Genomic DNA, 22,336 nt, shown 5'->3' on the forward strand with positions numbered 1-22,336 from the left:
CCCACATGCAAGGCAACAGCGCCGCCGTGGCGGCCCCGCAATGGCGCGATTCGCTGCTCGACGAATACGCCGAGCTGCGCACCACCCTGGAACGGCTGATGCCGTGCATGGAGGTGTCGCTGCACCTGCCCTGGATCGATGCCATCCGCAAGCTGAAAAAGCAGCGCGGGGCGCTGATCCTGGCCCACACCTACCAGTCGCCGGAAATCTTCCACGGCGTGGCCGACATCACCGGGGACTCGCTGGCGCTGGCGCAGATCGCGGCCGACTGCGACAGCGAGCTGATCGTGCTGTGCGGGGTGCACTTCATGGCCGAGAGCGCCAAGATCCTGGCGCCGCACCGCACCGTGCTGATCCCCGACCGCGAGGCCGGCTGCTCGCTGGCGTCCTCGATCACCGCCGCCGACGTGCGCGCGCTGCGCGCGCAGCACCCCGGCGCGCCGGTGGTCAGTTACGTCAACACCTCGGCCGAGGTCAAGGCCGAGTCCGACGCCTGCTGCACCTCGGCCAACGCGGTGCAGGTGGTGGAGTCGATGGGCGCCGACAAGGTGATCTTCCTGCCCGACAACTTCCTCGGCAAATGGGTGGCCGGGCGCACCGACGTCGAACTGGTGCTGTGGCACGGCACCTGCGAGGTGCACGAGAAGTTCACCGCGCAGGAAGCGCGGCACACCCGCGAGCGCTTCGACGCGGTGGTGCTGGCGCACCCGGAATGCGGCCCGGAAGTGCTGGCGGAGGCCGACTTCGTCGGCTCCACCAGCGGCATGACCAAGTGGCTGGAACGCGAGCGCCCGGCACGGGTGGCGCTGATCACCGAATGCTCGATGGCCGACAACCTGCGGGTGCGGTTCCCGGAGACCGAGTTCATCAAGCCCTGCAACCTGTGCCCGCACATGCAGAAGATCACCCTGCCGAAGATCCACGCCTGCCTGCGCGACCTCAGCAACGAGATCGTGATCGCGCCGGAGGTCACCGTGCGCGCGCGCGCCGCGCTGGACCGGATGCTGGCGGTGGGGCGCAAGGAAACGGTGTAGTGGCCGCGCCGCGGCAGCCGCTGGTGGTGGTCGGCCACGGCGTCGCCGGGCTCAGCGCCGCGCTGGCCGCGGCGCCGGCACCGGTGCTGCTGGTCAACCGCGCGCGCCATGGCGAGGGCGGCGCCAGCCTGCTGGCGCAGGGCGGCATCGCCGCGGCGCTGGCGCCCGGCGACAGCACCGCGGCGCACGCGCGCGACACCATCGCCGCCGGCGCCGGGCACAACGACCGCGACGCGGTCCTGCGCCTGACCGCGGCGGCGCCGGCGGCGATCGCCTGGCTGCAGGCGCAGGGGGTCGCGTTCGACCAGGACGCGCGCGGCGGACTCGCGCTCGGACGCGAGGGCGGGCACGGCGTGGCGCGGATCGTGCACGCCGGCGGCGACCGCAGCGGCGCGCGGGTGACCGCGGCGCTGCTGGCGCGGGCGCGTGCGGCGGCGCATATCCAGTGGCGCGAGCAGGTCGATGCCGATGCGCTGCTGCTGCGCGCGGGCGCGGTCGTCGGCGTGCGCCTGCGCGATGCCGCCGGGCGCTGCGAGCCGGTCGAAGCCGGCGCCGTGGTGCTGGCCACCGGCGGGCTCGGGGCGCTGTTCGCGCATACCACCAATCCGGCCGCCAGCGCCGGCTCCGGGCTGGCGCTGGCGCTGGCCGCCGGCGCCCGGGTGCGCGACCTGGAGTTCGTGCAGTTCCACCCCACCGCGCTGCGTGCTGACGCCGACGGCGCGACCTTGCCGTTGATCACCGAAGCGCTGCGCGGGGCCGGCGCGCGCCTGCGCGACCATCGCGGCCAACTGCTGATGGCGTTCCATCCGCTGGCCGACCTGGCGCCGCGCGACATCGTCGCGCGCACGGTGTGGCAGGCGCAGCGCAAGGGTCCGGTGTGGCTGGACGCCAGCGCGCTGGCGCCGGGCTGGGAGGCGGGCTTCCCGACGGTGCTGGCGGCGTGCCGGGCGCAGGGCATCGATCCGCGCAGCCAGCCGATCCCGGTGACGCCGGCGGCGCATTTCCACATGGGTGGCATCGCCGTGGATGCCGACGGCGCCAGTTCGCTGCCCGGCCTGTACGCGGTCGGCGAGGTCGCCTGCAACGGCGTGCACGGCGCCAACCGCCTGGCCAGCAACTCGCTGCTGGAAGGCGTGGTCTGCGGTCGCCGGACCGGGCAGGTGGCCGCGCAGCGCGCGCGCGCGTCGACGCCGTCGGGGGCGGCGACCCGGCTGTGCGAGCGCGGCCCGGACCTGGGCGACGCCGAGCGGACTGCGCTGCGCGACCTGCTGTGGCGCGCCGCCGGCCCGGTGCGGACGGGGGAGGGGCTGCGGCAGGCGCAAGTCGCGCTGCGCACGCTGGCCGACAGTGGCTGGGAGGCGCGGCTGGCCACCGCGCTGCTCGAGGCCGCACTGCGCCGGCCGGGCAGCCTGGGCGCGCACTGGCGCGAGGCGGACGCCGCGCCCGCCGGCGTCGCGCCTGTCGTCGGGCTCCGCGCCGGCGCCGACGCGCCGCGCCGCGCGGCCCTGGAGAAGGCCTGACGGCACCGCGCCGCACGGCCCTGGAGTAGGCCTGCCCGGGCGTTGACCACCGTTTCCGCGCAGGCAGGGCCTGTGCTTGTCGAGGCGGAGGTGTCGCCGACATCGGGTCGGTGCCGGCGCTGTCGAGGCCTGGAAGTCGCGGCATTCCCCCTTTACGCAGGATGCCGACAACGCTTCGGATCGATGTCGCGGCCGCGGCCGACGGGGCTCAGCGTCGGGGCCGCCACCGCGACAGCGGCGGCAGGGCCGGGAATTCGCGGGTGACGCGGCTGCCGGAGGCCAGCCCCCAGCGGATGCCGAGCCGGCGCAGGCGGGCCCTGGCCGTCGGCAGCAGCGCCGGCGGGGTGCGCGCGAGGATCGCGTCGTGGCGCTCGGCCCAGGCGTGGGCCAGCGCGAAGACCCCGCCGCTGCGCACCTGCAGCTGCGGCAGCTCGGCTTCCAGGGCGTGGATCAGCTGGTCGAGGGTGGCGCCGTCGAGGGTGGCGGCGGGTTCGGTGCCGTCGGCAACGCCGCGGGTCGCGGCGTGGTCGGGGCTGACGGCGGCGCGGCCGGGACCGTCGGCGCGTCCGCGGCGCCGGGCCGCGGGGTCGGCCGGCCTGCCGTTGGCAGCGGTGTCGGGCAAGTCGTCGCGCTGGAGGTTGCGACGTCGGGAGCGGGGAGGGGGGGCGTTGCCGTCCATGTCGGGAGCCGCGGCGGAATCTGCGGCCGGAGGTCGTCTCGGCGTGAGGAAAACGTGACCATCGTCCGCAAAGGGTGAATGTCGCTTGACCGGGCCGGCCCCGTTGCCGCGACCCGGCGTAGGCGGGGCTGCGGGGTCGCGAGGGGCCTGCCCGGCCGGCGCGGCTGCGCGGGATCGACGGCGGACTACCGCGTTCAGGCAACCGCCGGGGCGTGCGGCTTCCGCTACGTCCTCCCCGGCAACCACAGCTCCGGCACCGCCACGGGGCGCGGCCTGGCGCCGACCCGGGAGCGGGCGCTTCAGCAGACCAGTGCCGCTTCCAGCGGCAGCGTCGGGTCCCAGTGCGCGCGGCCGCCGAGCGCGGCCAGTTCCACCAGCACCGCCGCGCCCACCACCTGCGCGCCCTGCCGCCGCGCCAGCGCCAGCGCCGCCTGCAGGGTGCCGCCGGTGGCCAGCACGTCGTCGACGATCAGCACGCGCGCGCCCGGCTCGACCGCGTCGGCGTGGATTTCCAGACGGTCGCTGCCGTATTCCAGCGCGTAGTCCTGGGCATGGATCGTCGCCGGCAACTTGCCGGCCTTGCGGATCGGCACGAAGCCCAGGCCCAGCACCCGCGACATCGCCGCGCCGAGGATGAAGCCGCGCGACTCGATCGCGAACACCGCGTCGAGCGCGACCCCGCGCCAGGGCGCCGCCAGTGCGTCGATCGCGGCGTTGAAACCGTCGGCATCGGCCAGCAACGGGGTGATGTCCTTGAACACGACCCCGGGGCGCGGGAAGTCGCGGACGTCGCGGATCAGGTCTTGCCAGCCGGGCATGCGCGGACTCCGAAGGCTACTGTCGGCGATCCTAGCCGCAATTGCGGCGCGCGCGTGCCGCCGGCGCGATAATCCCCGGTCCCGGGCTGACGCCCGCTGCGGGGACCGCGATGACCCTTTCCATGTACCAGGCTTCGGTGCCGGTGTTCGTGCGCGCGCTGGGCAACCTCAGGCACGTGCTGCAGACCGGCGAGGCGTTCGCCGCGGACAAGGGCATCGCGCCCGACGTGCTGCTGCACACGCGCCTGATCCCGGACATGCTGCCGCTGCTGCAGCAGGTGCAGATCGCCGCCGACACCGCCGCGCGCGGCAGCGCCCGCCTGGCCGGGGTCGAGCCGCGTGCGTTCCCGGACGAGGAGACCACGTTCGCGCAGCTCTACGCGCGCATCGACGGCGCGCTCGAGTACATCGGCGGTTTCACGCCGGCGCAGATCGACGGCAGCGAGACGCGAGCGATCACGCTGCCGCTGCGCAGCGGCGAGTTGCAGTTCGACGGCCAGAGCTACCTGCTGCACTACCTGCTGCCCAACCTGTTCTTCCACACCACCACCGCCTACGACATCCTGCGCCAGGCGGGGGCGCCGCTGGGCAAGGCGGATTTCCTCGGTCGCCGCTAGGGCGGCCGAGGCAGCGGGCCGGCAGAGCAGCTCCGGCAGATCCCCGGGCCGGCCCGCGGCGACGGGGATGCGGCGCGCGCGTGCGCGCCTTGACGCGGACTTCAACTTGCCCGCCGCCGCGACAACGCGTTCCTTCGCGGGGCGTTAAACGCGGGCGCATTCAGGGCCGGGCTCATCGTGCGTACAGCGCCGCGCGACCAGGGTCGTCCGCGCTGTGCGATGCCCGACATCGCAAGTCCCCGACGCACGAAGACGCCCGAACCGGAGAAGCCCCATGCAAGCACGCCCCCGTACCCTGCTCGCCACGGCGCTGGCCGCCGCCCTGTGTGCCCCGCTCGCCCTGGCGCAGAACAGCCACGCCCGGGGCGCCGTCCCCGCGCCTGTCGACCTGCCGGCGGCCCGCCTGCCGCAGGCGCCGTTGCTGCCGCCGCCTGCCAGCCCGCGCGCCGACGCCGCGGTGGCGGCGCTGCCGCCGACCGCACCGGTGCCGGCTGCAGTCCCGCCGCCGCCGCCCGCCCAGGCGCAAGCCGTCACCCGCGCCCAGGCGCATTCGGCGGTGGTCACGCGCGACGTGTTCGGCAGGCTCGATGCCGACGGCGACGGCCGCATCAGCGCGACCGAAGCCGAGGCCGAAGCCGATTTCGGCTTCGCCGCCAGGGATGCCGATGGCGACGGTTACGTCACCGAGGCCGAATACCGCACGACCGCCCAGGACGCGATGGCGCCCGCGCAGGGCGCCGCGCATGCCGCACCGCCGTCGGCGGTGGTGACGCGCGACCGCTTCGTCACGCTCGACGCCGACGGCGACGGCCGCCTCAGCGCCGCCGAAGTCGAGGCCGATGCCGATGCCGATGTCGACATCGGCTTTACGCAGATGGACGCCGACGGCGACGGTTACGTCACCCAGACCGAATACCGCGCCCACGCCCGGGCCGAGCTGCCGCCGCGGCCGTAAGCGCGCGGCCGTCGCGCGGGCGCCCGCCCGGCCCGCGCGGCGGTCCTCGCCCGGTCCCGGCCTGCCGCACGCTGACCACCCCATGCTGCCTGCCGTCGCCGTGCACTGCCCGTATTGCGGCGAGCCGATCGAGTTGCTGATCGACGCCGCCGCCGGCGCGCAGCGCTACGTCGAGGATTGCCCGGTGTGCTGCCGCCCGATCGCGGTCGACGTCGACGCCGATGCCGGCCGGGTCCGGGTCGCCACCGGGGACGAGGCCTGAGCGGCCGTCGCCGCTACACTGCGCGCATGCAGACCGACATCCGCCTGGTGGGCTTCGACGGCGACGACACCCTGTGGCGCAGCGAGGACTACTACCGCGCCGCGCAGCAGGCGTTCGAGCGCATCCTCGCCGTCTACGTCGACCTGGACGACATGCACGAGCGCCTGTACGCGGTCGAGAAGCGCAACCTGGCGCTGTTCGGCTACGGCGCCAAGGGCATGGTGCTGTCGATGCTGGAAGCGGCGATCGCGCTGACCGACGCGCGCATCGCCGCCGCCGACGTGCAGCGGATCGTGGAGCTGGGCAAGGCGCTGCTGCGGCATCCGGTGGAACTGCTGCCGGGGATCCGCGCGGCGGTCGCGCAGATCGCGCGCGAGCACGACGTGGTGCTGATCACCAAGGGCGACCTGTTCCACCAGGAAGCCAAGGTGCGCGAGTCCGGGTTGGCCGATCTGTTCCCGCGGATCGAGATCGTCAGCGAGAAGGACGCGGCGACCTACACGCGGGTACTGGCGGAGTTCGGGCTGGCGCCGGCGCAGTTCGTGATGATCGGCAACTCGCTGCGTTCGGACATCGTGCCGGTGGTCGAGCTCGGCGGCTGGGGCGTGCACATGCCCTACCACGTGACCTGGGCGCACGAGACCGAAGCCGAGCTGGGCGCCGACGACGCCGCGCGCGTGCGCCACGCGGCGGGCCCCGCGGAGTTGCCGGCGGCGTTGCACGCGATCGTCGCGGCCGCGACCTGCGGCGGCGTCGCGACGCTGGCCGGCGGATGAATACGGCCGGGCGCGGTTAAAAACCCGTTCACCGTCGCCGTCGCAAGGTGGTCCCGGGTTCGCGATCCGCGCGGACCGAAGGAGGGCCCATGAACATCCTGTCCCGCTGGTTCGCTCCTGCCGTGCTCGCCGCCGGCGTCGGTTTCGGCGCGCTGGCGCCGGCCCCGGCGCAGGCGCAGGACAGCCTGACCCGGGTGCTGGTCGACGTCGCCGACGTGGTGCTGCGCAGCGGCGTGCCGTATTACCGCTACGGCGACTACGGCTACAACGACCGCCTGGTCGTGGCCCGCGACCGCTACGGCCGCGTGGTCTATTACCGCACGCTGCCGCGCGGTTACGACGGCTACCGTTACCGTCGCGATTACCGCAGCGGCCCGCCGTACGGCAACGCCTACGGTTACTGGCGCAACGGCCCGGGCAGCAGCCGGGTGAAGTGCGACCGCCACGGCAAGTGCAAGGCGCAGTACTACGACGCGCGCTACGATCGCGGCCGCTACGACGGCCGTCGCCATCCCGATCATTGGCGCGACCGCGACTGGGACGATTGACCCCGCAGCGGTCGTCGCCGCAGCGCGCAGGCGTTGCGGCGACGGCCGGGTTGCGCCCCGGCCGCACGGGTGCGACCGACCGCCTGCGCGATTCGCCGGGGATCCCCCCGCAACCACGTCAACGGCGGCAAACTGCCGCCACCCGTCCCCTCCGCACGAGGCCGTCATGTCCAGACCCCTGTTCCTGCTGCTGCCGCTGGCGTGCGCGCTGGCCATCGCCCCGGCCGCCTCGACCCGGGCCGCGCCCGGCCCGGTCGATTGCAAGCTGCGTTTCAGCCTGTCCGGCTGGTCGCTGTTCTACAAGACCGCCTCGGGCGAGGGCACCGTCAGCTGCGACAACGGCCAGCGCCTGGCGGTGCGGATCCGCGCCAAGGGCGGCGGGCTGAGCGTCGGCAAGTCGCGGATCGAGAACGGCACCGGCGAGTTTTCCGGCGTGCGCGACATCCGCGACGTGCTGGGCAGCTATGCCGCGGCCGAGGCGCACGCCGGTGCGGTCAAGTCGAGCAAGGCGCAGGCGATGACCAAGGGCGACGTGTCGCTGGCGCTGGCCGGCACCGGCCGCGGCTGGGACATCGGCGTGGCGTTCGGCAAGTTCGTGCTGGAGCCGCGTTGAGCGCCGACGCCCGCGCCCGACCGCATCCGGGCGGGCCGCGTCAGTCCGCGTCGTGGCCGCGCTCGTGCAGCAGCGCCGGCAACGGCTGGATGCTGCGTTCCACGCCGGCCTCCACCCGCCGGGTCAGCCACGTCAGCGCACCGGCGTAGACGCCCAGCACCAGCGCGAACGCGAGCAGCCGCCGCCACCCGCGACGGCGCCGCGCGGCACGGCGGGCGAGGTCGGCGTGCAGTCGCAGTTGTGCGGATGGCGTGCTCATGACGTGCATCCTGGCCGCCACGGCGTCATGGCGGCGTGCACGCGGCTGCGGCACAATCGCGCGATGAAGCGGCGACTGCCTGCGTTCGCGTTGCTGCCGTGCGTCGTGCTGGCGGCGTGCGATGCGCCGGCGCCGCGCGCGCCGCCTGCACCGGTTCCGGCGCTGGCGGCCGGCGACGGCAGCATCCAGTGGCAGGGCCGGCTGCCGTGCGCGGATTGCAGCGCGATCGAGGTCCAGCTGCAGTTGCAGCGCGCCGGTACGCGCCGCGACTACATCCTGACCGAGGTCTACCGGGCCGCCGCCGGCGACGCGCGTTTCCTCGAGCGCGGCCAGTGGCGCCAGCAGCAGGCCCTGCTGCACCTGCGCGGCAGCGACGGCAGCCGCCGCGTCTACGCCCTGCTGCCCGACGGCCGGCTGCAGCCGCGCGACCGCCACGGCCGCGCGCTGTTGCCGCGCCGCGACGATGATGCCCTGGTGCCGGTCGCGGCCACGACCGCGCCTTGACGGACGCCGCCCGGGCCGCGCGCGCCGTTCGTCGCGGCGCTGCCGACGGTCGCCGGAAATGTCGACGACAGGTTCAGCGGCGGCGGGCATGATGGCCTCCCGCGATCCGGCTTCCCCTGGAGACACCCGCATGCATCGCACACTCAAGGCCCTCGTACTGGCGGCCGCATTGGCGACCGCCGCCGGCGGCGTCGCCGCGCAGGATTTCGTGTTCGGCTGGAATCCGCGCAGCGGTGACGTCTGGGTCGACACCCAGCTCGGCGACATCAACCAGTACGGCTACCGCTACCGCGAACCGTTCGTGGACGAGCTGGTGCGTTACTACGGCGCGCCGCGCGACCTGGTCACCGACCTGCTGCTCCACCGGCGCTGGGCGCCGGGCGACGTGTACTACGCCTGCGCCATCGCCCAGGTGATCGGCCGGCCGTGCCGCTACGTCGTCGACCAGTGGCAGCAGGACCACGGCCAGGGCTGGGGCGCGCTGGCGCAACGGCTGGGGATCAAGCCCGGCTCGCCGGAATTCCACCGCCTGAAGAAGGGCTTCGTGCCCAGCTACGACCGCTGGGCGCGGCCGATCCGGATCGACGACAGCCTGCGTGCGGAGTTCCCCGGTCGCGGCCGCGGCCCGCACGGCGTCGCCGCGGGCGGGCCGCCGGGCAACGCCGGCAAGGCCGACGGCAGCCGCGGCAATGCCGCCCGCGGCCAGGCCGGCGCACCCGGCAAGGCCGGACAGGGCCGCGGCAACGCCGGCCAGTCCGACCACGGCAATGCCGGCAAGGGCAACGCCGGCAAAGGCCAGTCCGGCAAGGGCAACTCCGCTAAAGGCAATTCTGGCAAGGGCCACGGCAAGGATTGATTAGACTGGGCGGGTGCACGCTTCCGTTCCGCCGCTGGCCGAGTCACCCGCACTGGTCACCCACCGCGGCGGCTGCCATTGCCGCCGCGTGCGCTTCGAGGTCGACGCGCCGGCCGCGCTGCAGGTGCTGGACTGCAACTGTTCGATTTGCCGCATGAGCGGCTTCTGGCACCTGATCGTGCCGGCGGCGCGCTTCCGCCTGCTGGCCGGCGCCGCGGATCTCGCCGAGTACCGCTTCAACACCGGCGTGGCCCGGCATCGGTTCTGCCGCCATTGCGGGATCAAGGCGTTCTACGTCCCGCGCAGCCATCCCGACGGCATCGACGTCAACGCCCGCTGCCTGGACCCGGGCAGCGTTGCCGCGCTTGAAATCGTGCCGTTCGACGACCGCAACCGCGCGGCCGCGACCGCCGCGATCGCGCACCTGGCGCGCGCCTGACGCACGCTACCGGCACGGCGACGCGACGATGAGCACGACAGCCCCGGCCGACCTGCGCATCGTCGACTACGCGCCGCGCTGGCGCGAGGACTTCGCGCGCCTCAACCTGGAGTGGCTGCGGCGCTGGTTCGTGGTCGAGCCGATCGACGAACAGGTACTGCACGATCCGCAAACCCACCTCATCGCCGGCGGCGGGCGGGTGCTGTTCGCGTTGTCGGGTACGGGCGCGGAGCAACGCGCGGTCGGCACCGTGGCCTTGCGCTTCGATGGCGACGGCGTGTTCGAGCTGACCAAGATGGCGGTGCAGCCGGACCGGCGCGGCGCCGGCATCGGCCGCGCGCTGCTGCTGGCCGCGATCGACGCCTACCGCGCGCTGCACGGGCGCGAGCTGTACCTGGAATCCAGCAGCGTGCTCGCGCCGGCGCTGCAGCTGTACGCCAGCGCCGGCTTCGTCCACCGCCCGGCGCCGCGTCCCGGCTCGCACTACGCGCGTGCCGACGTGTACATGGTCTGGCAGCCGCCGGCCTGAGCGCGCCGGCGCCTGATGCTCAGTCGCCGACCCTTACAATGCGGCCCGCATGCCGCACACCACCGCCATCCCCGCCGCCTCCCTGCGCCTGTCCGTCGCCCCGATGATGGACTGGACGGATACGTTCTGCCGGGTGTTCCACCGGCTGCTAGCGCCGCACGCGCGGCTGTATACGGAGATGGTGCATGCCAACGCGGTGATCCACGGCGACCGCCGCAAGCTGCTGGCGCTGGATCCGGCGGAGCATCCGGTGGCGCTGCAGCTGGGCGGCAGCGCCCCGGACGCGCTGGCGCAGGCGGCGCGGATCGGGGCCGACACCGGTTTCGACGAGATCAACCTCAACTGCGGCTGTCCGTCCGACCGCGTGCAGGCGGGGCGTTTCGGCGCCTGCCTGATGCGCGAGCCGGGGCTGGTGGCCGACAGCGTCGCGGCGATGATCGCGGCGGTCGCAAGTTTGCCGCGGCCGGTGCCGGTGACGGTGAAGTGCCGGCTGGGGGTCGACGACGATCACGACTACGACCGCTTCCGCGCCTTCATCGATGCGGTCGCCGCGGCCGGCTGCCGGATGTTCGTGGTGCACGCGCGCAACGCCTGGCTGCAGGGGTTGTCGCCGAAGGAGAACCGCTCGGTGCCGCCGCTGCGCTACGACTGGGCCTACCGGCTCAAGCGCGAGCGCCCGGAGCTGCAGGTGGTCGTCAACGGCGGCATCGCCACCGCCGAGGAAGCCGCCGCGCACCTGGCGCACGTCGATGGCGTCATGCTCGGCCGCGCCGCCTACCACGACCCCTATCTGCTGCACCGGCTCGACGTGCCCTGGTTCGACGGCCCGCCCTTCCACGGCGCGCTGCGCAGCCGCGCCGCGCTGTTGCGCGCACTGCAGCCGCAGGTCGAGGCCTGGCTGGCGCAGGGCGTCGCGCTCAAGCACCTCACCCGCCACCTGCTGGGCCTGTTCGCCGGGCAGCCGGGCGGTCGCGCCTTCCGCCAGGTGCTCAGCGAGGGCGCGCACAAGCCGGGTGCCGACTGGGCGCTGGTGGAGCGCGCGCTCGCCGTCGCCGGGGCCCGCACCGACGCCGCGTCCGCGGCCTGACCCGTCGCGCCGGCCGATGATCACCCGCGATGCCGCCGCTTTCCTCGAGGTCGCCCGCGCCCTTGCGCCCGACTTCGGCCCGGCGACCGCGCGCGCCGCATTCCTGGTCGCGCCGGACGGCTTCGCCCTGGCCGCGCAGTCCGCGTCCGACAACCGCTACATGGCCGACGCCGATGCCTTCGATCCGGCTCGTGCGCACGCCCAGCATCGCGACCTGCACCGCGCGCTGTCGCAGGTGCTGCCGACCGTGTGCTTTGCCGGCGATCCGGCCACCCCCGACGCGCTGTTCCCCAACAACGTCTTCGCCACCGCCCGGGTCGACGGCCGGCCGCGCTACGTGGTCGGACGCATGCGCCACCCGGTGCGCCAGCGCGAGGCGACGCGTGCCGACATCCGCGGCTTCTTCGACGACGTGCTCGGCTACGCCGGGGTCGACCTGTCGACGCAGCCGCATCCGTGCGAGCTGACCGGGGCGCTGGTGATCGACCGCGCCCGCGGGATCGGCCTGTGCGGGCTGTCGGAGCGCTGCGACGAGGCCGGCGCACGGTTGCTGCACGCGGCCCTGGGCCTGCGCGCGACACTGCTGTTCGAGCTGGCGCCGGGCGAATACCACACCAACGTGGTGCTGGCAGTGCTGGCCGGGCGCGCGGCGCTGGTCTGCCCGCGCGGCTTTGCCGACCCGGCCGTGGTCGCCGCGATCGCCGCGCTGTACGCGCCGCATGCCGTGCTGCTGTCGCCGGCCGAGCACGCCGCCTTCGCCGGCAACGCGATCGCGCTATCGGAGGATCTGGTCTGGATGAGCGCCGGGGCCGAGCGCGCGCTGACGCCGGCCAGCCGCGCCGCGCTGGCGGCGGCCGGCTTGGCCGTGCGCAGCGTCGAGCTGGACGCGATCGAGGCCGCCGGCGGCTCCCTGCGCTGCTGCGTGGGCGAGGTGTTCTGAAGCTGCGCAGGCTCGGCTACCGGCCCGGAATGCTGTCCGCAGCCGAACCCGGCGCCGGGGCAGGGGCAAAAGTTAAGGACTAATTCACTGCCGGGTTTCGACAATCTGTCGCACGCCAGTCCCGACGGCCCGAGTTCCCGCGGCCGCCCGGCTGGCGTCGACGGTTCCACGCCCCGCCATTTCCCACTAGGATCACTCCGATGTCGCTGTCGCCCCGCCCCCTGCTGCCGCTGCTGCTGCTCGCCCTGCTGGGCGGGACGAGCGCGGCCGCGCTGGCGGCGCCGCAGCAGGGCAACCGCCGGCCGCCGCCCGCCCCGACCCAGCGCGACGACCACGGCCGCGACCGCCCCGCGCGCAGCGACGACGCGCTGTCCGACAGCGTCCGCCGGGTCCAGCGCAGCACCCGTGGCCAGGTCCTGAGCGCCGAGCGGATTCCCTACGAGGGCCGCAACCTCAACCGCATCAAGGTGGTCGACGACAGCGGGCGGGTGCGGGTCTACATGGACGATCCGCAACAGCCGCCGCCGCGCCGCGGGCAGCCACCTACACGCGGCGACAACGACTGAATAGCCAATCTGGCGTCTCAACGACCGGCAACGGTCGCCGAATCGGGAGTGACCATGCGTATCCTGCTCGTCGAAGACGAAGCCCCGTTGCGCGAGACCCTGGCCGCGCGCCTGAAGCGCGAAGGCTTTGCGGTGGATGCCGCCCAGGACGGCGAGGAAGGCCTGTACATGGGCCGCGAGGTGCCGTTCGACCTGGGCATCATCGACCTGGGTCTGCCGAAGATGTCCGGCATGGAGCTGATCCGCGCGCTGCGCGAGGAGGGCAAGCAGTTCCCGGTGCTGATCCTGACCGCGCGCTCGAGCTGGCAGGACAAGGTCGAGGGTCTGAAGCAGGGCGCCGACGACTACCTGGTCAAGCCGTTCCACGTCGAGGAACTGCTGGCGCGGATCAACGCGCTGGTGCGCCGCGCCGCCGGCTGGAGCAAGCCGACCCTGGACTGCGGTCCGGTGGTGCTGGACCTGGCCGCGCAGACGGTCACCGTCCACGGCAGCAACGTCGACCTCACCAGCTACGAATACAAGGTGCTGGAATACCTGATGATGCACGCCGGCGAACTGGTGTCCAAAGCCGACCTCACCGAGCACATCTACCAGCAGGACTTCGACCGCGACTCCAACGTGCTGGAGGTCTTCATCGGCCGCCTGCGCAAGAAGCTGGATCCCGACGGCGCGCTGAAGCCGATCGAGACCGTGCGCGGCCGCGGCTACCGCTTCGCCATTCCGCGCAGCGGCGACTGACCGCCGCGCCTGCCGCGCAGTGGCGACTGCCGCTCCCAGGCCCGCGTCCGTCGGGACAGCGCTGACGGCGCGCGGGCTGCAGCCGGCCGGGAGGGGCGATGGCGGTCGGGCGTGAACCGCTGCTGCGCTGGCGCCCGCGCTCGCTGCAGTCGCGGCAGCTGTGGGCCGCCAGCTTCGGCCTGGTGGCGTTCCTGGCGCTGACCGGCTACGCGCTGGACCGCGCCTTCGTCGACGTCGCCAGCCAGGGCCAGCGCGACCGCCTGAAGGCCTACGTCGATGCCTACGCCGGCGACGTCGATTTCGCCCGCGACGGCACCCTGATCCCGCCCTTCACCCCGCCCGACGGCCGCTTCGACCGTCCCGGCAGCGGCCTGTACGCGGAGGTGGTGCTGGAGAACGGCGGCTGGGCTTCCAACTCCACCCGCGGCCCGACCATGCCGGATGCCGAATTGCTGCCCGGCGGCGAGGAGCGCTTCGACGGCCCGCTGCCGATCACCAAGAGCGACGGCAGCGCCGGCGAGGTGTTCCGCTATGGCCGCGGCTTCATCTGGGACGTGGAGCGGCGGCCGGAAGCCGAGTTCCCGTACACCATCTACGTGATGGAGGACGCCGGGACCCTGCCGCGGCAGGTGCGCGTGTTCCGGCAGGCGCTGTGGGGGTATCTGGGCATCGCCGCGGTGGTGCTGCTGCTGCTGCAGGCGCTGATCCTGCGCTGGAGCCTGCTGCCGCTGCGGCGCGTGATTACCGAGCTCAAGCGCGTGCAGCGCGGCCAGCTGGCGCGCATGAGCAGCCGCCACCCGCGCGAGCTGGAACCGCTGACCGACAGCATCAACGCCTTCGTCGAGAGCGAGCGCGAGAACCTGGAGCGCCAGCGCAACACCCTGGCCGACCTCGCCCACAGCCTGAAGACGCCGCTGGCGGTGTTGCGCACGCGCCTGGACAGCGGCGCCGGCGAGGCCGAGCTGCGCGAGGAGCTCGACGCCCAGCTGCGGCGCATGAACGATCTGGTCGGCTATCAGCTCACCCGCGCCGCTTCCGGCGGCCACAAGCTGTTCGCCGCGCCGGTGGCGATCGAGCCGCATGCCGAGCAGATCGTGCGCGGGCTGGAGAAGATCTACGCCGCCAAGGGCGCGGTCTGCGAATTCGAGATCGAGCCGGACGTGCATTTCCACGGCGAACCCGGCGACCTGCAGGAGCTGCTCGGCAACCTGCTGGAGAACGCGTTCAAGTGGGCGCGCTCGCGGGTGCTGCTGACGATCCGCTCCGGCGCCTCCGCGCCGAACCGGCGCCCGGGGCTGCTGATCGCGGTCGACGACGACGGCCCCGGGATCCCGCCCGAGCAGGTCGCGGCGGTGCTGCAGCGTGGCGTGCGCGGCGACGAGCGCGTGCAGGGCCACGGCATCGGTCTGGCGATCGTGCAGGACATCGTGCGCAGCTATCGCGGCGAGCTCGAGGTCGGCACCTCGCCGGAACTGGGCGGGGCGCGCTTCGAGGTGCAGCTGCCGCCGGGGCTGTAGCAGCCATTGCTTTCGGCAAAGTCTGAAAGCATTTCGGTCAGGACGAAGGATCGGGCGGGCGGAGATGGACCGGGTGTCTGCGCCTCCTGGCGACGCCCTGTCTTCAAGTCGGGGCGCGGGCCATGCCTGGCCTGACTTCTAGTGATGGCCTGCTCTTGTGGGATCGAACTTCGGCAGGAGTCGCCGCCCGTCGGGATGAGGTGCTGCGTCCTTCTGACGACGTCCTGCCTAGTGGCGGCGCGGGCCATGCCTGGTCTGACTTCTAGTCATGGCCTGCTCTTGTGGGATCGAGCTTCGGCAGGAGTCGCCGCCCGTCGGGATGAGGTGCTGCGTCCTTCTGACGACGTCCTGCCTAGTGGCGGCGCGGACCATGCCTGGTCTGACTTCTAGTCATGGCCTGCTCTTGTGGGATCGAGCTTCGGCCGGAGTCGCCGCCCGGCGGGCTGGGGGTGCTGCGCCCTCCTGACGACCTCCTGTCTTTAAGTCGGGTCGTGGACCATCCCTGGTCCACTCTCCGCACCCCCAGCCCGCCGGCCGGCGACTTCGCGAGATTGGCGTCCATCGCTTCTGGTTGGTTTTCTCTACAAGCGCCGACTCACTTGCCAGAAGCCGGTGGCCCGGCCTGTGCGGGACCGTCGGCGGCATGGATGCCGCCGAGGAGCCTACAGGGATGTATTCACGGCGTGTCCCGCACAGGCCGGGCCACCGGCTTCCCCCGCAGAGATTCCCACGCTTGAGGGATGCATTCACCACGTGCCCCGCACAGGCCGGCTGCCGGCTTCCCCCACGGAGGTTTTCGCGCTTGAGGGATGCATTCACCACGTGCCCCGCACAGGCCGGCTGCCGGCTTCCCCCACGGAGGTTTTCGCGCTTGAGGGATGCATTCACCGCGTGCCCCGCATGGGCCGGCTGCCGGCTTCCCCCATGGAGGTTTTCGCATTCGGGAGAAGAACCTTTTCCGCAGCATCCGCCGGCGAACTGCGGTGCCGGCTTTGATCGCCCCTCTCCGCAAGAGAACAGGGCATCGGCTGCAGGGAGCGCCACTTCTCGGCGCTTGCACCACGCACCCTCCATCCTGCCCTCCCTGCAGGCAGGGGAGACGAGGGTGTCGCGCTGCGCGCAACGGTTTACCCGATGGGGCCGTAGAACCTGTCCAGGTGCGCGGCCACCTGCGGCATCGCGTGCTTCAGGGTGCGCGGATCGCTGAAGTGGTATTCGCTGACGACGGCGAAGAATTCCTCCGGCGCCTCGGCGGCGTAGGGATCGATCGCGCTGCGGCGGCCGCGGTCGACGCTGCGGACGAGGGCGTCATAGGCCTGCTGGAAATCGCGCGCCCATTCGCGCTGCCAGGCGCGCGGCAGCGGCGGGGTGCCGTCGAGCACGCCGTCGAGCGCGTCGAGCTTGTGCGCCATCTCGTGCACCGCCACGCAGTAGCCGGCGCCCGGGTCGGCGATGTCGGCCTGGACGTCGGCCCAGGACAGGATCAGCGGCCCGGCTTCCCAGGCTTCGCCGATCAGTTCGTCGTCCCACTGGTGCAGCACGCCGGCGGCGTCGACATGGCTGCGCTCGACCCGGAACGCGTCCGGATACACCAGCAGTTGCGCCCAGCCGTGCAGGCCTTCGGCGCCGAAGCGCAGCAGCGGCAGGCAGCACAAGGCTGCCAGCTGCACGCGCTGGCCGGGGTCGAGCGTCAGGCCGCCCAGCGGAGTGATGGTCTTGTCGGCGAGGAAGCGCGCGGCGAGCGCGGCCAGCGTCGCGTCGCGTGCGGGGTCCAGCGCCCGCAGCCACGGCAGGTCGTGGCGTGCGGCCTGCCACAGGGCGGGGTCGATCGGGGCGGGGCCGCGGCGCAGGCGGCGGATCAGTCCGAACATGCGCGGAGCGCGCGCTCCGGGGTCAGCGGAACATGCCCGGCAGGAAGCTGTGCCAGCGCGGCGTGTGGCTGCTGCCGTCGTCGCTGCCGCTGCCGCGCACCGTGATCACCGGCTTGATCTTGCCGTTGCGGCTCGCGGCCGCGGGCGCAGCCGGCTTGTCCGCCGGGGTGGCCGGCGCTGGAGTGGCGTCGGGGCAGCTGCCGCCGTCGCCGTTGGGACCGTGCAGGCGCACGTCGCGCCCCGTCGCCATCGCGCCGGCGGACAGCAGCAGCAGGCAGGGCAGCAGGTAACGGGAGCCTTGGATGGAGCGCGAGGCGGGCATGGCGGCAATCCTGACGGGACGCACGGGCCGAGGGGCAAGCCCGCACTATAGCGTGGATGCCGGCGGGGCGCGGAAGGTTGCATGCTGCGGCGCAGCAGATTTTCCCCGTCGCTTCCGGCAGACTGCCGGCGTGAGCGCCGATCCCGACCTGTCCCCCCGCGCCGCGGCGCCTGCCGTCGCCTGCGCGTCGTGAACGAGCGCGACCTGCTCGTGCGCCTGCTGCAGGGGCCGGCCAGCGGTGCGGCCCTGGCCCGCGCCGCGGGCCAGACCCGGGCGGCGATCTGGAAGCACGTGCAGGCCCTGCGTGCGGCCGGCGTCGCCATCGCCGTGCAACCCGGGCGCGGCTACACCCTGGCGCAACCGCTGCAGCTGCTCGACGCCAAAGCGATCCTGGCGCAGCTGGCGCCGGTGTCGCGCGCCGCGATCGCGACCCTGGACGTCGCCTGGTCGCTGGATTCGACCAACTCGGAGCTGCTGCGGCGGCCGCCGCCGGCGCACGGCGCCGCAGTGCTGCTGGCCGAGCGCCAGAGCGGCGGTCGCGGCCGCCGGGGCCGGCACTGGGTCTCGCCGCTGGCGGCCAACCTGTACCTGTCGCTGGCACGCAATTTCGGCGGCGGCCTGGCGCGGCTGCCGGGGTTGAGCCTGGTGGCCGGCATCGCCAGCGCCGAAGCGCTGCACACGCTGGGCTTCAAGCAGGTGCGCCTGAAATGGCCCAACGACCTGGTCGTCGCCGATGCCGCCGCAACGGGCCCGGAGTCGGCGTTGCGCAAGCTCGGTGGCCTGTTGACCGAGGGCGGCGGCGAGGTCGCCGGCCCCGCGCGCGCGGTGCTCGGGCTGGGCCTCAACGTGGCGATGCCGGCCGGCGCGATGGCGGCGATCGCGCAGCCCTGGACCGACCTGGCGACGCTCGCCGGTGGCGCCGTGCCGGCGCGCAACACGCTGGCGGCGGCGCTGCTGACGCACTGGCTGCCGGCGCTGGCGGACTTCGACGCGCACGGGCTGGCGCCATTCCTGCCGCGCTATGCGCGCCTGGACGCGCTGGCCGGCCGCGAGGTGCTGCTGCACGCCGAGGGCGGCACGCGCTGCGCCCATGCGCTCGGCCTGGCCGCCGACGGCGCGCTGCGGGTGCGCATCGGCGCCGTCGAGCACAGCGTCCATGCCGGCGAAGTCAGCGTGCGCGCGGCATGAGGGCGCGGGCATGAACACATGGCTGTTCGACCTCGGCAACAGCCGTCTCAAGTGCGCACCGCTGCATGCGGGCACGGTCGGTGCAGGGTTCGCGGTCGACCACGACGGCGCCATCCTGCCCGCCGACTGGCAGCGACCGCTGCCTGCGCGCTTCGACCATGCGGTGGTTGCCAGCGTGGCGGCGCCGGCCGTGACCGTGGCCTTGCTGGACGCACTGACCGGGCATTGCGACCGGATCGCCCGGGTGCGCACACAGGCGCGCTGCGGCGGCGTGCGCATCGCCTACCGACAGCCGCAACACCTGGGCGTGGACCGGTTCCTCGCGCTGCTGGCGGCGCATACGCGCACGCGGCATGCGGCGCTGATCGTCGGCGTCGGCACCGCGCTGACCCTGGACCTGCTGGACGCCGACGGCCTGCACCGCGGCGGCCGCATCGCGCCCGCGCCCGCACTGATGCGCGCGGCGCTGCATGCGCGCGTGCCGCAGCTGCCCGCGGCCGGCGGCGCCTACGCCGAGTTCGCCGACGACACCGACGATGCGCTGGTCTCGGGCTGCGAGGGCGCCGCGCTCGGCCTGATCGCGCGCAGCCGCGAGGCCGCCGCCAGCCTGCTCGACGCGCCGCCGCAGGTGCTGCTGCATGGCGGCGGTGCGGCCGCATTGCTGCCGCGCCTGGCGGACGCCGTGCATGCGCCGGCGCTGGTGCTGGAAGGCCTGGCGCAGTGGCAGCGCAGTGCCGGCTGAAGCGGCGCGGCCCGGCTCGCGGCGTGCGCCGCACGGCGCTTAGAATCGCCGCATGTTCGCGCGCGCCCTGATCGTCCTGCTGCTGGTGCTCAACTTCGGCGTTGCCGCGTGGTGGAGCCTGCGTCCGGCACCGGTGCCGGTCGCGGTCGCACAACCCGAGGGCGTGGCGCGACTGCAACTGCTCGGCGAGGTGCCGGCAGCGGCGCGGCCTGCGCCCGTCGCGACTGCCGAGGCGCCGCCGTCGTCGACGGCGCCCGCGCGGCCGGAGGTTGCCGCCGCCGTGCAGTGCGTCAGTTTCGGCCCGTATCCGGATGCGGCGACCGCGGCCGCCGCGCGCGTGCGCCTGCAGCCGCTGGTGCAGCGCATCGTCGTACGCACGCCAGCGGCGGGTACGGACGGCGCCTGGCGCGTGTACCTGCCGCGGTTGCCGACCGCCGAAGCGGCGCAGGCGATGGCGCAGCGCATCGCCGCTGCCGGTTTCGGCGATTACCTGGTGCTGCGCGAGGGCGCGGACGCCAACACGATCGCGCTGGGGCGCTACAGCAGCGAAAGCGGTGCCCGTCGGCGCGCGGCGACGCTGGTCGCCGCCGGGTTTCCCGCCCGCGCCGAGGCGCTCGGGCACGGACCCGCGGCGATCTGGCTGGACGTCGCTGCTGCTGCCGGTTTCGACGCCGTGCACGCGCAGGCGCTGGCGGCCGCACCCGGTCGCCGGCCGCTGGATTGCGCCCGCCTGCGTTAGCGCGGCGGGCGGTTGCCATCGCGCCCCACGTGCGGCAGGGTCGGCGCGGACGCTGCGCTAGAATGCATGCCCACGCGCCGGCATAGCTCAGTCGGTAGAGCAACCGCCTTGTAAGCGGTAGGTCCCCAGTTCGAATCCGGGTGCCGGCACCAGCCAGGAGTGGCCGATGACTGCAATGACTGCGATCCATGCGATGGCAACGAGGGTGGCACCGGCGTCCGCGGGCCTGCACCGCGCAGGAGCCGTGCGATGAACCGCCGCTACCCGCCGGTCTCGCTGATCGGCGCGCCCACCGACATCGGCGCCGGCGATCGCGGCGCGCTGCTGGGGCCGGACGCGCTGCGCATCGCCGGCCTCGGCGCGGCGCTGGCTGCACGCGGCGTCGACGTGGCCGATCGCGGCAACCTCACCGGCCCGCGCAACCCGTGGCAGCCGCCGATCGACGGCTACCGCCATCTGCCCGAAGTAGTGGCCTGGAACCGCGCGGTGATGGAAGCGGTGGGCGCCGAACTGCGCGAGGGTCGTCTGCCGATCCTGCTCGGCGGCGACCATTGCCTGGGGATCGGCTCGATCACCGCGGTGGCCCGGCATTGCCGCGACACCGGCAAGCGGCTGCGGGTGCTGTGGCTGGACGCGCACGCCGACTTCAACACCCACGATGTCACCCCCTCGGGCAACATCCACGGCATGCCGGTGGCCTGCCTGTGCGGGATCGGCCCCGACGCGCTCACGCACCTGGGCGGCGATGCCCCGGCGCTGTCGCCGGCGCAGGTGCGGCAGGTCGGCATCCGCTCGGTGGACGAGGGCGAGAAGCGGCTGGTCAAGGAACACGGCCTGGACGTCTACGACATGCGCTACATCGACGAGGTCGGGATGAAGCGCACGATGGAGGAGGCGCTCGCCGGCGTCGACGCCGACACCCACCTGCACGTCAGCTTCGACGTCGACTTCCTCGACCCGAGCATCGCCCCGGGCGTGGGCACCACGGTGCCGGGCGGGCCCAACTACCGCGAGGCGCAGCTGGTGATGGAGATGATCGCCGACAGCGGCCGCCTGGGCTCGCTGGACATCGTCGAGCTCAATCCGACCCTGGACACCCGCAACCGCACCGCGCTGCTGGCGGTCGACCTGGTCGAGAGCCTGTTCGGCAAGTCGACCCTGATGCGCGACTAGGGAAGTCCGGAAACTGCCGCCGCCCCTGCAACAAGCGGGGTCCGGTGACTGCGATCCGCTGAAATGCGAAGACGCCGGATGGACGGGTCTTCGCCTGCCGGAGAACTCCGCTTGCGCGGAACGTCGATCGACCGCGTTTGTTCCGTCCCTCCCGGGCGTACTGTCGTTCGCCAGGACCGACGCCGCGATTACCGGCGCCGGTGCGTTGCCTGAACGATCGCCCGCGGGTGCCGCGCCCGCGGCGGCAATTCCACGCCGGCTTCACGCAGCGCCGGGGTTTCATTGTCCGCGTGCTCCCTCCCCCGTGTGCAAGGAGAATCCCATGAAGCGTTTGATCGCCGTGCTGGTGCTGGCCTGTTTTTCGACCACGGCCTTGACCCTGACCGCCTGCAACACCATGGCCGGCGCCGGCAAGGACGTGCAGAAAGTCGGCGAGAAGGTCGAGCAGAAAGCCGAGGACTGCAAGGACGCCGAATGCTGAGCGCAGACATGCGCGCGCACGCGTGAAGTCCACAGGACAGGCGCGCCGCAGGCGTGCCGGCACGGATGCAGGGCGGGCCGGGAGCAATCCCGGCCCGTTTTTTTGGGTTCTTCCCTTCTCGCTTCTGGGATCGGCTTTGGACGCAGGTGTCGCTCGGCGAGCCGTGGGTGGCTGCGCTTCGCCGACGACATCCTGTCTCCGAGGATGGCCTGAAGAGGCGTTGCCGCCATCCCCGCGAAAACGGGGATCCAGGGTCTTCACGACGTCGAAAACAAGGCACGAGCAGGCGGGCATGTGCGTGCACCGCTTTCGCGACAATGACGGGGCGGTTGCAATCGTGAGATCGGCTTCGGAGGGAGTCGCCGCCCGGCGGACTGGGGGTGCTGCGCCCTCCTGACGATGTCCTGTCTTCAAGTCGGGTCGTGGACCATCGGTGGCTTGCGTTCGTGAGATCGGCTTCGGACGGAGTCGCCGCCCGGCGGGCTGGGGGTGCTGCGCCCTCCTGACGACCTCCTGTCTTTAAGTCGGGTCGTGGACCCTCCATGGTCCACTCTCCGCACCCC

The 22,336-nt window shown here is 73.2% G+C and carries 27 protein-coding genes and 1 tRNA gene; 23 read left to right on the forward strand and 5 right to left on the reverse strand.

All coding sequences use genetic code 11. From position 1 onward, the window contains the following. Positions 1-5 precede the first annotated feature (5 nt). Both nadA and nadB read left to right on the forward strand, forming a co-directional pair. A complete protein-coding gene (gene nadA, locus D0Y53_RS11460; protein ID WP_117203456.1) occupies positions 6-1,034 on the forward strand; it encodes a quinolinate synthase NadA in 1,029 nt (342 codons plus the stop codon). Further along, positions 1,034-2,554, forward strand: coding sequence for an L-aspartate oxidase (nadB, locus tag D0Y53_RS11465; protein ID WP_117203457.1), 1,521 nt, complete (start codon positions 1,034-1,036; stop codon positions 2,552-2,554). The genes nadA and nadB overlap by 1 nt, the downstream gene beginning before the upstream one ends. 208 nt (positions 2,555-2,762) lie before the next feature. On the opposite strand, the gene D0Y53_RS11470 is transcribed toward nadB, so the two are convergent. Continuing rightward, entirely contained in the window at positions 2,763-3,176 is a 414-nt protein-coding gene (locus D0Y53_RS11470; protein WP_147319065.1) for a hypothetical protein, read from the reverse strand. Positions 3,177-3,532: 356 nt separating this feature from the next. Continuing rightward, positions 3,533-4,051, reverse strand: coding sequence for an adenine phosphoribosyltransferase (locus D0Y53_RS11475; RefSeq protein WP_117203459.1), 519 nt, complete (start codon positions 4,049-4,051; stop codon positions 3,533-3,535). A gap of 110 nt (positions 4,052-4,161) precedes the next feature. Between D0Y53_RS11475 and D0Y53_RS11480 the strand changes: the two genes are divergently transcribed. The 6 genes from D0Y53_RS11480 to D0Y53_RS11505 all read left to right on the forward strand — a co-directional run bounded on the left by D0Y53_RS11480 (position 4,162) and on the right by D0Y53_RS11505 (position 7,822). After that, entirely contained in the window at positions 4,162-4,668 is a 507-nt protein-coding gene (locus tag D0Y53_RS11480; RefSeq protein ID WP_117203460.1) for a DUF1993 domain-containing protein, read from the forward strand. A gap of 274 nt (positions 4,669-4,942) precedes the next feature. Next, positions 4,943-5,623, forward strand: coding sequence for an EF-hand domain-containing protein (locus D0Y53_RS11485; protein WP_117203461.1), 681 nt, complete (start codon positions 4,943-4,945; stop codon positions 5,621-5,623). An 82-nt stretch (positions 5,624-5,705) separates the two neighbouring features. Then, positions 5,706-5,885, forward strand: coding sequence for a CPXCG motif-containing cysteine-rich protein (locus D0Y53_RS11490; protein WP_117203462.1), 180 nt, complete (start codon positions 5,706-5,708; stop codon positions 5,883-5,885). A 26-nt stretch (positions 5,886-5,911) separates the two neighbouring features. Next, positions 5,912-6,661, forward strand: coding sequence for an HAD family hydrolase (locus D0Y53_RS11495; protein WP_117203463.1), 750 nt, complete (start codon positions 5,912-5,914; stop codon positions 6,659-6,661). Between the two features lie 89 nt (positions 6,662-6,750). Continuing rightward, the gene (locus D0Y53_RS11500; RefSeq protein ID WP_117203464.1) at positions 6,751-7,209 is read left to right on the forward strand and encodes a hypothetical protein; all 459 of its coding nucleotides are present in this window, start codon (positions 6,751-6,753) and stop codon (positions 7,207-7,209) included. 166 nt (positions 7,210-7,375) lie between these two features. Next, on the forward strand, positions 7,376-7,822 hold the full coding sequence (locus D0Y53_RS11505; RefSeq protein WP_117203465.1) for a hypothetical protein: 447 nt from the start codon (positions 7,376-7,378) through the stop codon (positions 7,820-7,822). Between the two features lie 40 nt (positions 7,823-7,862). Here D0Y53_RS11505 and D0Y53_RS11510 read toward each other — a convergent pair whose 3' ends face one another. Beyond that, a complete protein-coding gene (locus D0Y53_RS11510) occupies positions 7,863-8,081 on the reverse strand; it encodes a hypothetical protein (protein WP_117203466.1) in 219 nt (72 codons plus the stop codon). A 63-nt stretch (positions 8,082-8,144) separates the two neighbouring features. Between D0Y53_RS11510 and D0Y53_RS11515 the strand changes: the two genes are divergently transcribed. The 9 genes from D0Y53_RS11515 (at position 8,145) to D0Y53_RS11555 (ending at position 15,257) form a co-directional block, all read left to right on the forward strand. After that, entirely contained in the window at positions 8,145-8,585 is a 441-nt protein-coding gene (locus D0Y53_RS11515) for a copper resistance protein NlpE N-terminal domain-containing protein (RefSeq protein WP_158550651.1), read from the forward strand. A gap of 130 nt (positions 8,586-8,715) precedes the next feature. Then, entirely contained in the window at positions 8,716-9,441 is a 726-nt protein-coding gene (locus D0Y53_RS11520; protein ID WP_117203468.1) for a hypothetical protein, read from the forward strand. A 13-nt stretch (positions 9,442-9,454) separates the two neighbouring features. Then, complete coding sequence (locus D0Y53_RS11525; RefSeq protein ID WP_233511766.1) at positions 9,455-9,880, forward strand: GFA family protein; 426 nt, start codon at positions 9,455-9,457, stop codon at positions 9,878-9,880. 28 nt (positions 9,881-9,908) lie between these two features. Then, complete coding sequence (locus tag D0Y53_RS11530) at positions 9,909-10,409, forward strand: GNAT family N-acetyltransferase (protein WP_117203469.1); 501 nt, start codon at positions 9,909-9,911, stop codon at positions 10,407-10,409. Positions 10,410-10,458: 49 nt separating this feature from the next. Continuing rightward, on the forward strand, positions 10,459-11,496 hold the full coding sequence (gene dusA, locus D0Y53_RS11535) for a tRNA dihydrouridine(20/20a) synthase DusA (RefSeq protein ID WP_117203470.1): 1,038 nt from the start codon (positions 10,459-10,461) through the stop codon (positions 11,494-11,496). Between the two features lie 16 nt (positions 11,497-11,512). Further along, positions 11,513-12,436, forward strand: a complete 924-nt coding sequence (locus tag D0Y53_RS11540) for an arginine deiminase-related protein (protein ID WP_117203471.1) — start codon at positions 11,513-11,515, stop codon at positions 12,434-12,436. Positions 12,437-12,636: 200 nt separating this feature from the next. Then, the gene (locus D0Y53_RS13230) at positions 12,637-13,002 is read left to right on the forward strand and encodes a hypothetical protein (RefSeq protein WP_325048072.1); all 366 of its coding nucleotides are present in this window, start codon (positions 12,637-12,639) and stop codon (positions 13,000-13,002) included. Between the two features lie 54 nt (positions 13,003-13,056). Further along, positions 13,057-13,740 (forward strand): response regulator transcription factor, encoded by a 684-nt coding sequence (locus tag D0Y53_RS11550; RefSeq protein ID WP_117203486.1) that lies wholly within the window; start codon positions 13,057-13,059, stop codon positions 13,738-13,740. A 98-nt stretch (positions 13,741-13,838) separates the two neighbouring features. Next, positions 13,839-15,257, forward strand: coding sequence for an ATP-binding protein (locus D0Y53_RS11555; protein ID WP_117203472.1), 1,419 nt, complete (start codon positions 13,839-13,841; stop codon positions 15,255-15,257). 1,127 nt (positions 15,258-16,384) lie between these two features. On the opposite strand, the gene D0Y53_RS11560 is transcribed toward D0Y53_RS11555, so the two are convergent. Together D0Y53_RS11560 and D0Y53_RS11565 are read right to left on the reverse strand one after the other, a co-directional pair. Continuing rightward, positions 16,385-17,128: a M90 family metallopeptidase gene (locus D0Y53_RS11560; protein ID WP_117203473.1), complete on the reverse strand. Its 744-nt coding sequence runs from the start codon at positions 17,126-17,128 to the stop codon at positions 16,385-16,387. 22 nt (positions 17,129-17,150) lie between these two features. Then, entirely contained in the window at positions 17,151-17,450 is a 300-nt protein-coding gene (locus D0Y53_RS11565) for a hypothetical protein (RefSeq protein WP_117203474.1), read from the reverse strand. A gap of 189 nt (positions 17,451-17,639) precedes the next feature. Between D0Y53_RS11565 and D0Y53_RS11570 the strand changes: the two genes are divergently transcribed. The 6 genes from D0Y53_RS11570 to D0Y53_RS11595 all read left to right on the forward strand — a co-directional run bounded on the left by D0Y53_RS11570 (position 17,640) and on the right by D0Y53_RS11595 (position 21,773). Beyond that, positions 17,640-18,638 (forward strand): biotin--[acetyl-CoA-carboxylase] ligase, encoded by a 999-nt coding sequence (locus D0Y53_RS11570; RefSeq protein WP_233511767.1) that lies wholly within the window; start codon positions 17,640-17,642, stop codon positions 18,636-18,638. 10 nt (positions 18,639-18,648) lie between these two features. Further along, a complete protein-coding gene (locus D0Y53_RS11575) occupies positions 18,649-19,380 on the forward strand; it encodes a type III pantothenate kinase (protein ID WP_117203476.1) in 732 nt (243 codons plus the stop codon). A 52-nt stretch (positions 19,381-19,432) separates the two neighbouring features. Continuing rightward, on the forward strand, positions 19,433-20,119 hold the full coding sequence (locus D0Y53_RS11580; RefSeq protein WP_117203477.1) for an SPOR domain-containing protein: 687 nt from the start codon (positions 19,433-19,435) through the stop codon (positions 20,117-20,119). 76 nt (positions 20,120-20,195) lie between these two features. After that, positions 20,196-20,271, forward strand: a tRNA-Thr gene (locus D0Y53_RS11585). Between the two features lie 97 nt (positions 20,272-20,368). Beyond that, on the forward strand, positions 20,369-21,292 hold the full coding sequence (gene rocF, locus D0Y53_RS11590; RefSeq protein ID WP_117203478.1) for an arginase: 924 nt from the start codon (positions 20,369-20,371) through the stop codon (positions 21,290-21,292). A gap of 322 nt (positions 21,293-21,614) precedes the next feature. Next, positions 21,615-21,773, forward strand: a complete 159-nt coding sequence (locus D0Y53_RS11595) for an entericidin A/B family lipoprotein (protein ID WP_117203479.1) — start codon at positions 21,615-21,617, stop codon at positions 21,771-21,773. Positions 21,774-22,336 lie beyond the last annotated feature (563 nt).

It is taken from the genome of Cognatiluteimonas weifangensis (assembly GCF_003416885.1).
Lineage (GTDB): Bacteria > Pseudomonadota > Gammaproteobacteria > Xanthomonadales > Xanthomonadaceae > Cognatiluteimonas > Cognatiluteimonas weifangensis.

Coding starts and splice junctions, on each gene's coding strand:
- D0Y53_RS11520 (WP_117203468.1), top strand. CDS start 8,716: ATGCATCGCACACTCAAGGCCCTCGTACTGGCGGCCGCATTGGCGACC.
- rocF (WP_117203478.1), top strand. CDS start 20,369: ATGAACCGCCGCTACCCGCCGGTCTCGCTGATCGGCGCGCCCACCGAC.
- D0Y53_RS11495 (WP_117203463.1), top strand. CDS start 5,912: ATGCAGACCGACATCCGCCTGGTGGGCTTCGACGGCGACGACACCCTG.
- D0Y53_RS11485 (WP_117203461.1), top strand. CDS start 4,943: ATGCAAGCACGCCCCCGTACCCTGCTCGCCACGGCGCTGGCCGCCGCC.
- D0Y53_RS11510 (WP_117203466.1), bottom strand. CDS start 8,081: ATGAGCACGCCATCCGCACAACTGCGACTGCACGCCGACCTCGCCCGC.
- D0Y53_RS11505 (WP_117203465.1), top strand. CDS start 7,376: ATGTCCAGACCCCTGTTCCTGCTGCTGCCGCTGGCGTGCGCGCTGGCC.
- nadA (WP_117203456.1), top strand. CDS start 6: ATGCAAGGCAACAGCGCCGCCGTGGCGGCCCCGCAATGGCGCGATTCG.
- D0Y53_RS11575 (WP_117203476.1), top strand. CDS start 18,649: ATGAACACATGGCTGTTCGACCTCGGCAACAGCCGTCTCAAGTGCGCA.
- D0Y53_RS11555 (WP_117203472.1), top strand. CDS start 13,839: ATGGCGGTCGGGCGTGAACCGCTGCTGCGCTGGCGCCCGCGCTCGCTG.
- D0Y53_RS11580 (WP_117203477.1), top strand. CDS start 19,433: ATGTTCGCGCGCGCCCTGATCGTCCTGCTGCTGGTGCTCAACTTCGGC.
- dusA (WP_117203470.1), top strand. CDS start 10,459: ATGCCGCACACCACCGCCATCCCCGCCGCCTCCCTGCGCCTGTCCGTC.
- D0Y53_RS11560 (WP_117203473.1), bottom strand. CDS start 17,128: ATGTTCGGACTGATCCGCCGCCTGCGCCGCGGCCCCGCCCCGATCGAC.
- D0Y53_RS11565 (WP_117203474.1), bottom strand. CDS start 17,450: ATGCCCGCCTCGCGCTCCATCCAAGGCTCCCGTTACCTGCTGCCCTGC.
- D0Y53_RS11530 (WP_117203469.1), top strand. CDS start 9,909: ATGAGCACGACAGCCCCGGCCGACCTGCGCATCGTCGACTACGCGCCG.
- D0Y53_RS11550 (WP_117203486.1), top strand. CDS start 13,057: ATGCGTATCCTGCTCGTCGAAGACGAAGCCCCGTTGCGCGAGACCCTG.
- D0Y53_RS11480 (WP_117203460.1), top strand. CDS start 4,162: ATGACCCTTTCCATGTACCAGGCTTCGGTGCCGGTGTTCGTGCGCGCG.
- D0Y53_RS11490 (WP_117203462.1), top strand. CDS start 5,706: ATGCTGCCTGCCGTCGCCGTGCACTGCCCGTATTGCGGCGAGCCGATC.
- D0Y53_RS11595 (WP_117203479.1), top strand. CDS start 21,615: ATGAAGCGTTTGATCGCCGTGCTGGTGCTGGCCTGTTTTTCGACCACG.
- D0Y53_RS11515 (WP_158550651.1), top strand. CDS start 8,145: ATGAAGCGGCGACTGCCTGCGTTCGCGTTGCTGCCGTGCGTCGTGCTG.
- D0Y53_RS13230 (WP_325048072.1), top strand. CDS start 12,637: ATGTCGCTGTCGCCCCGCCCCCTGCTGCCGCTGCTGCTGCTCGCCCTG.
- D0Y53_RS11475 (WP_117203459.1), bottom strand. CDS start 4,051: ATGCCCGGCTGGCAAGACCTGATCCGCGACGTCCGCGACTTCCCGCGC.
- D0Y53_RS11540 (WP_117203471.1), top strand. CDS start 11,513: ATGATCACCCGCGATGCCGCCGCTTTCCTCGAGGTCGCCCGCGCCCTT.
- D0Y53_RS11500 (WP_117203464.1), top strand. CDS start 6,751: ATGAACATCCTGTCCCGCTGGTTCGCTCCTGCCGTGCTCGCCGCCGGC.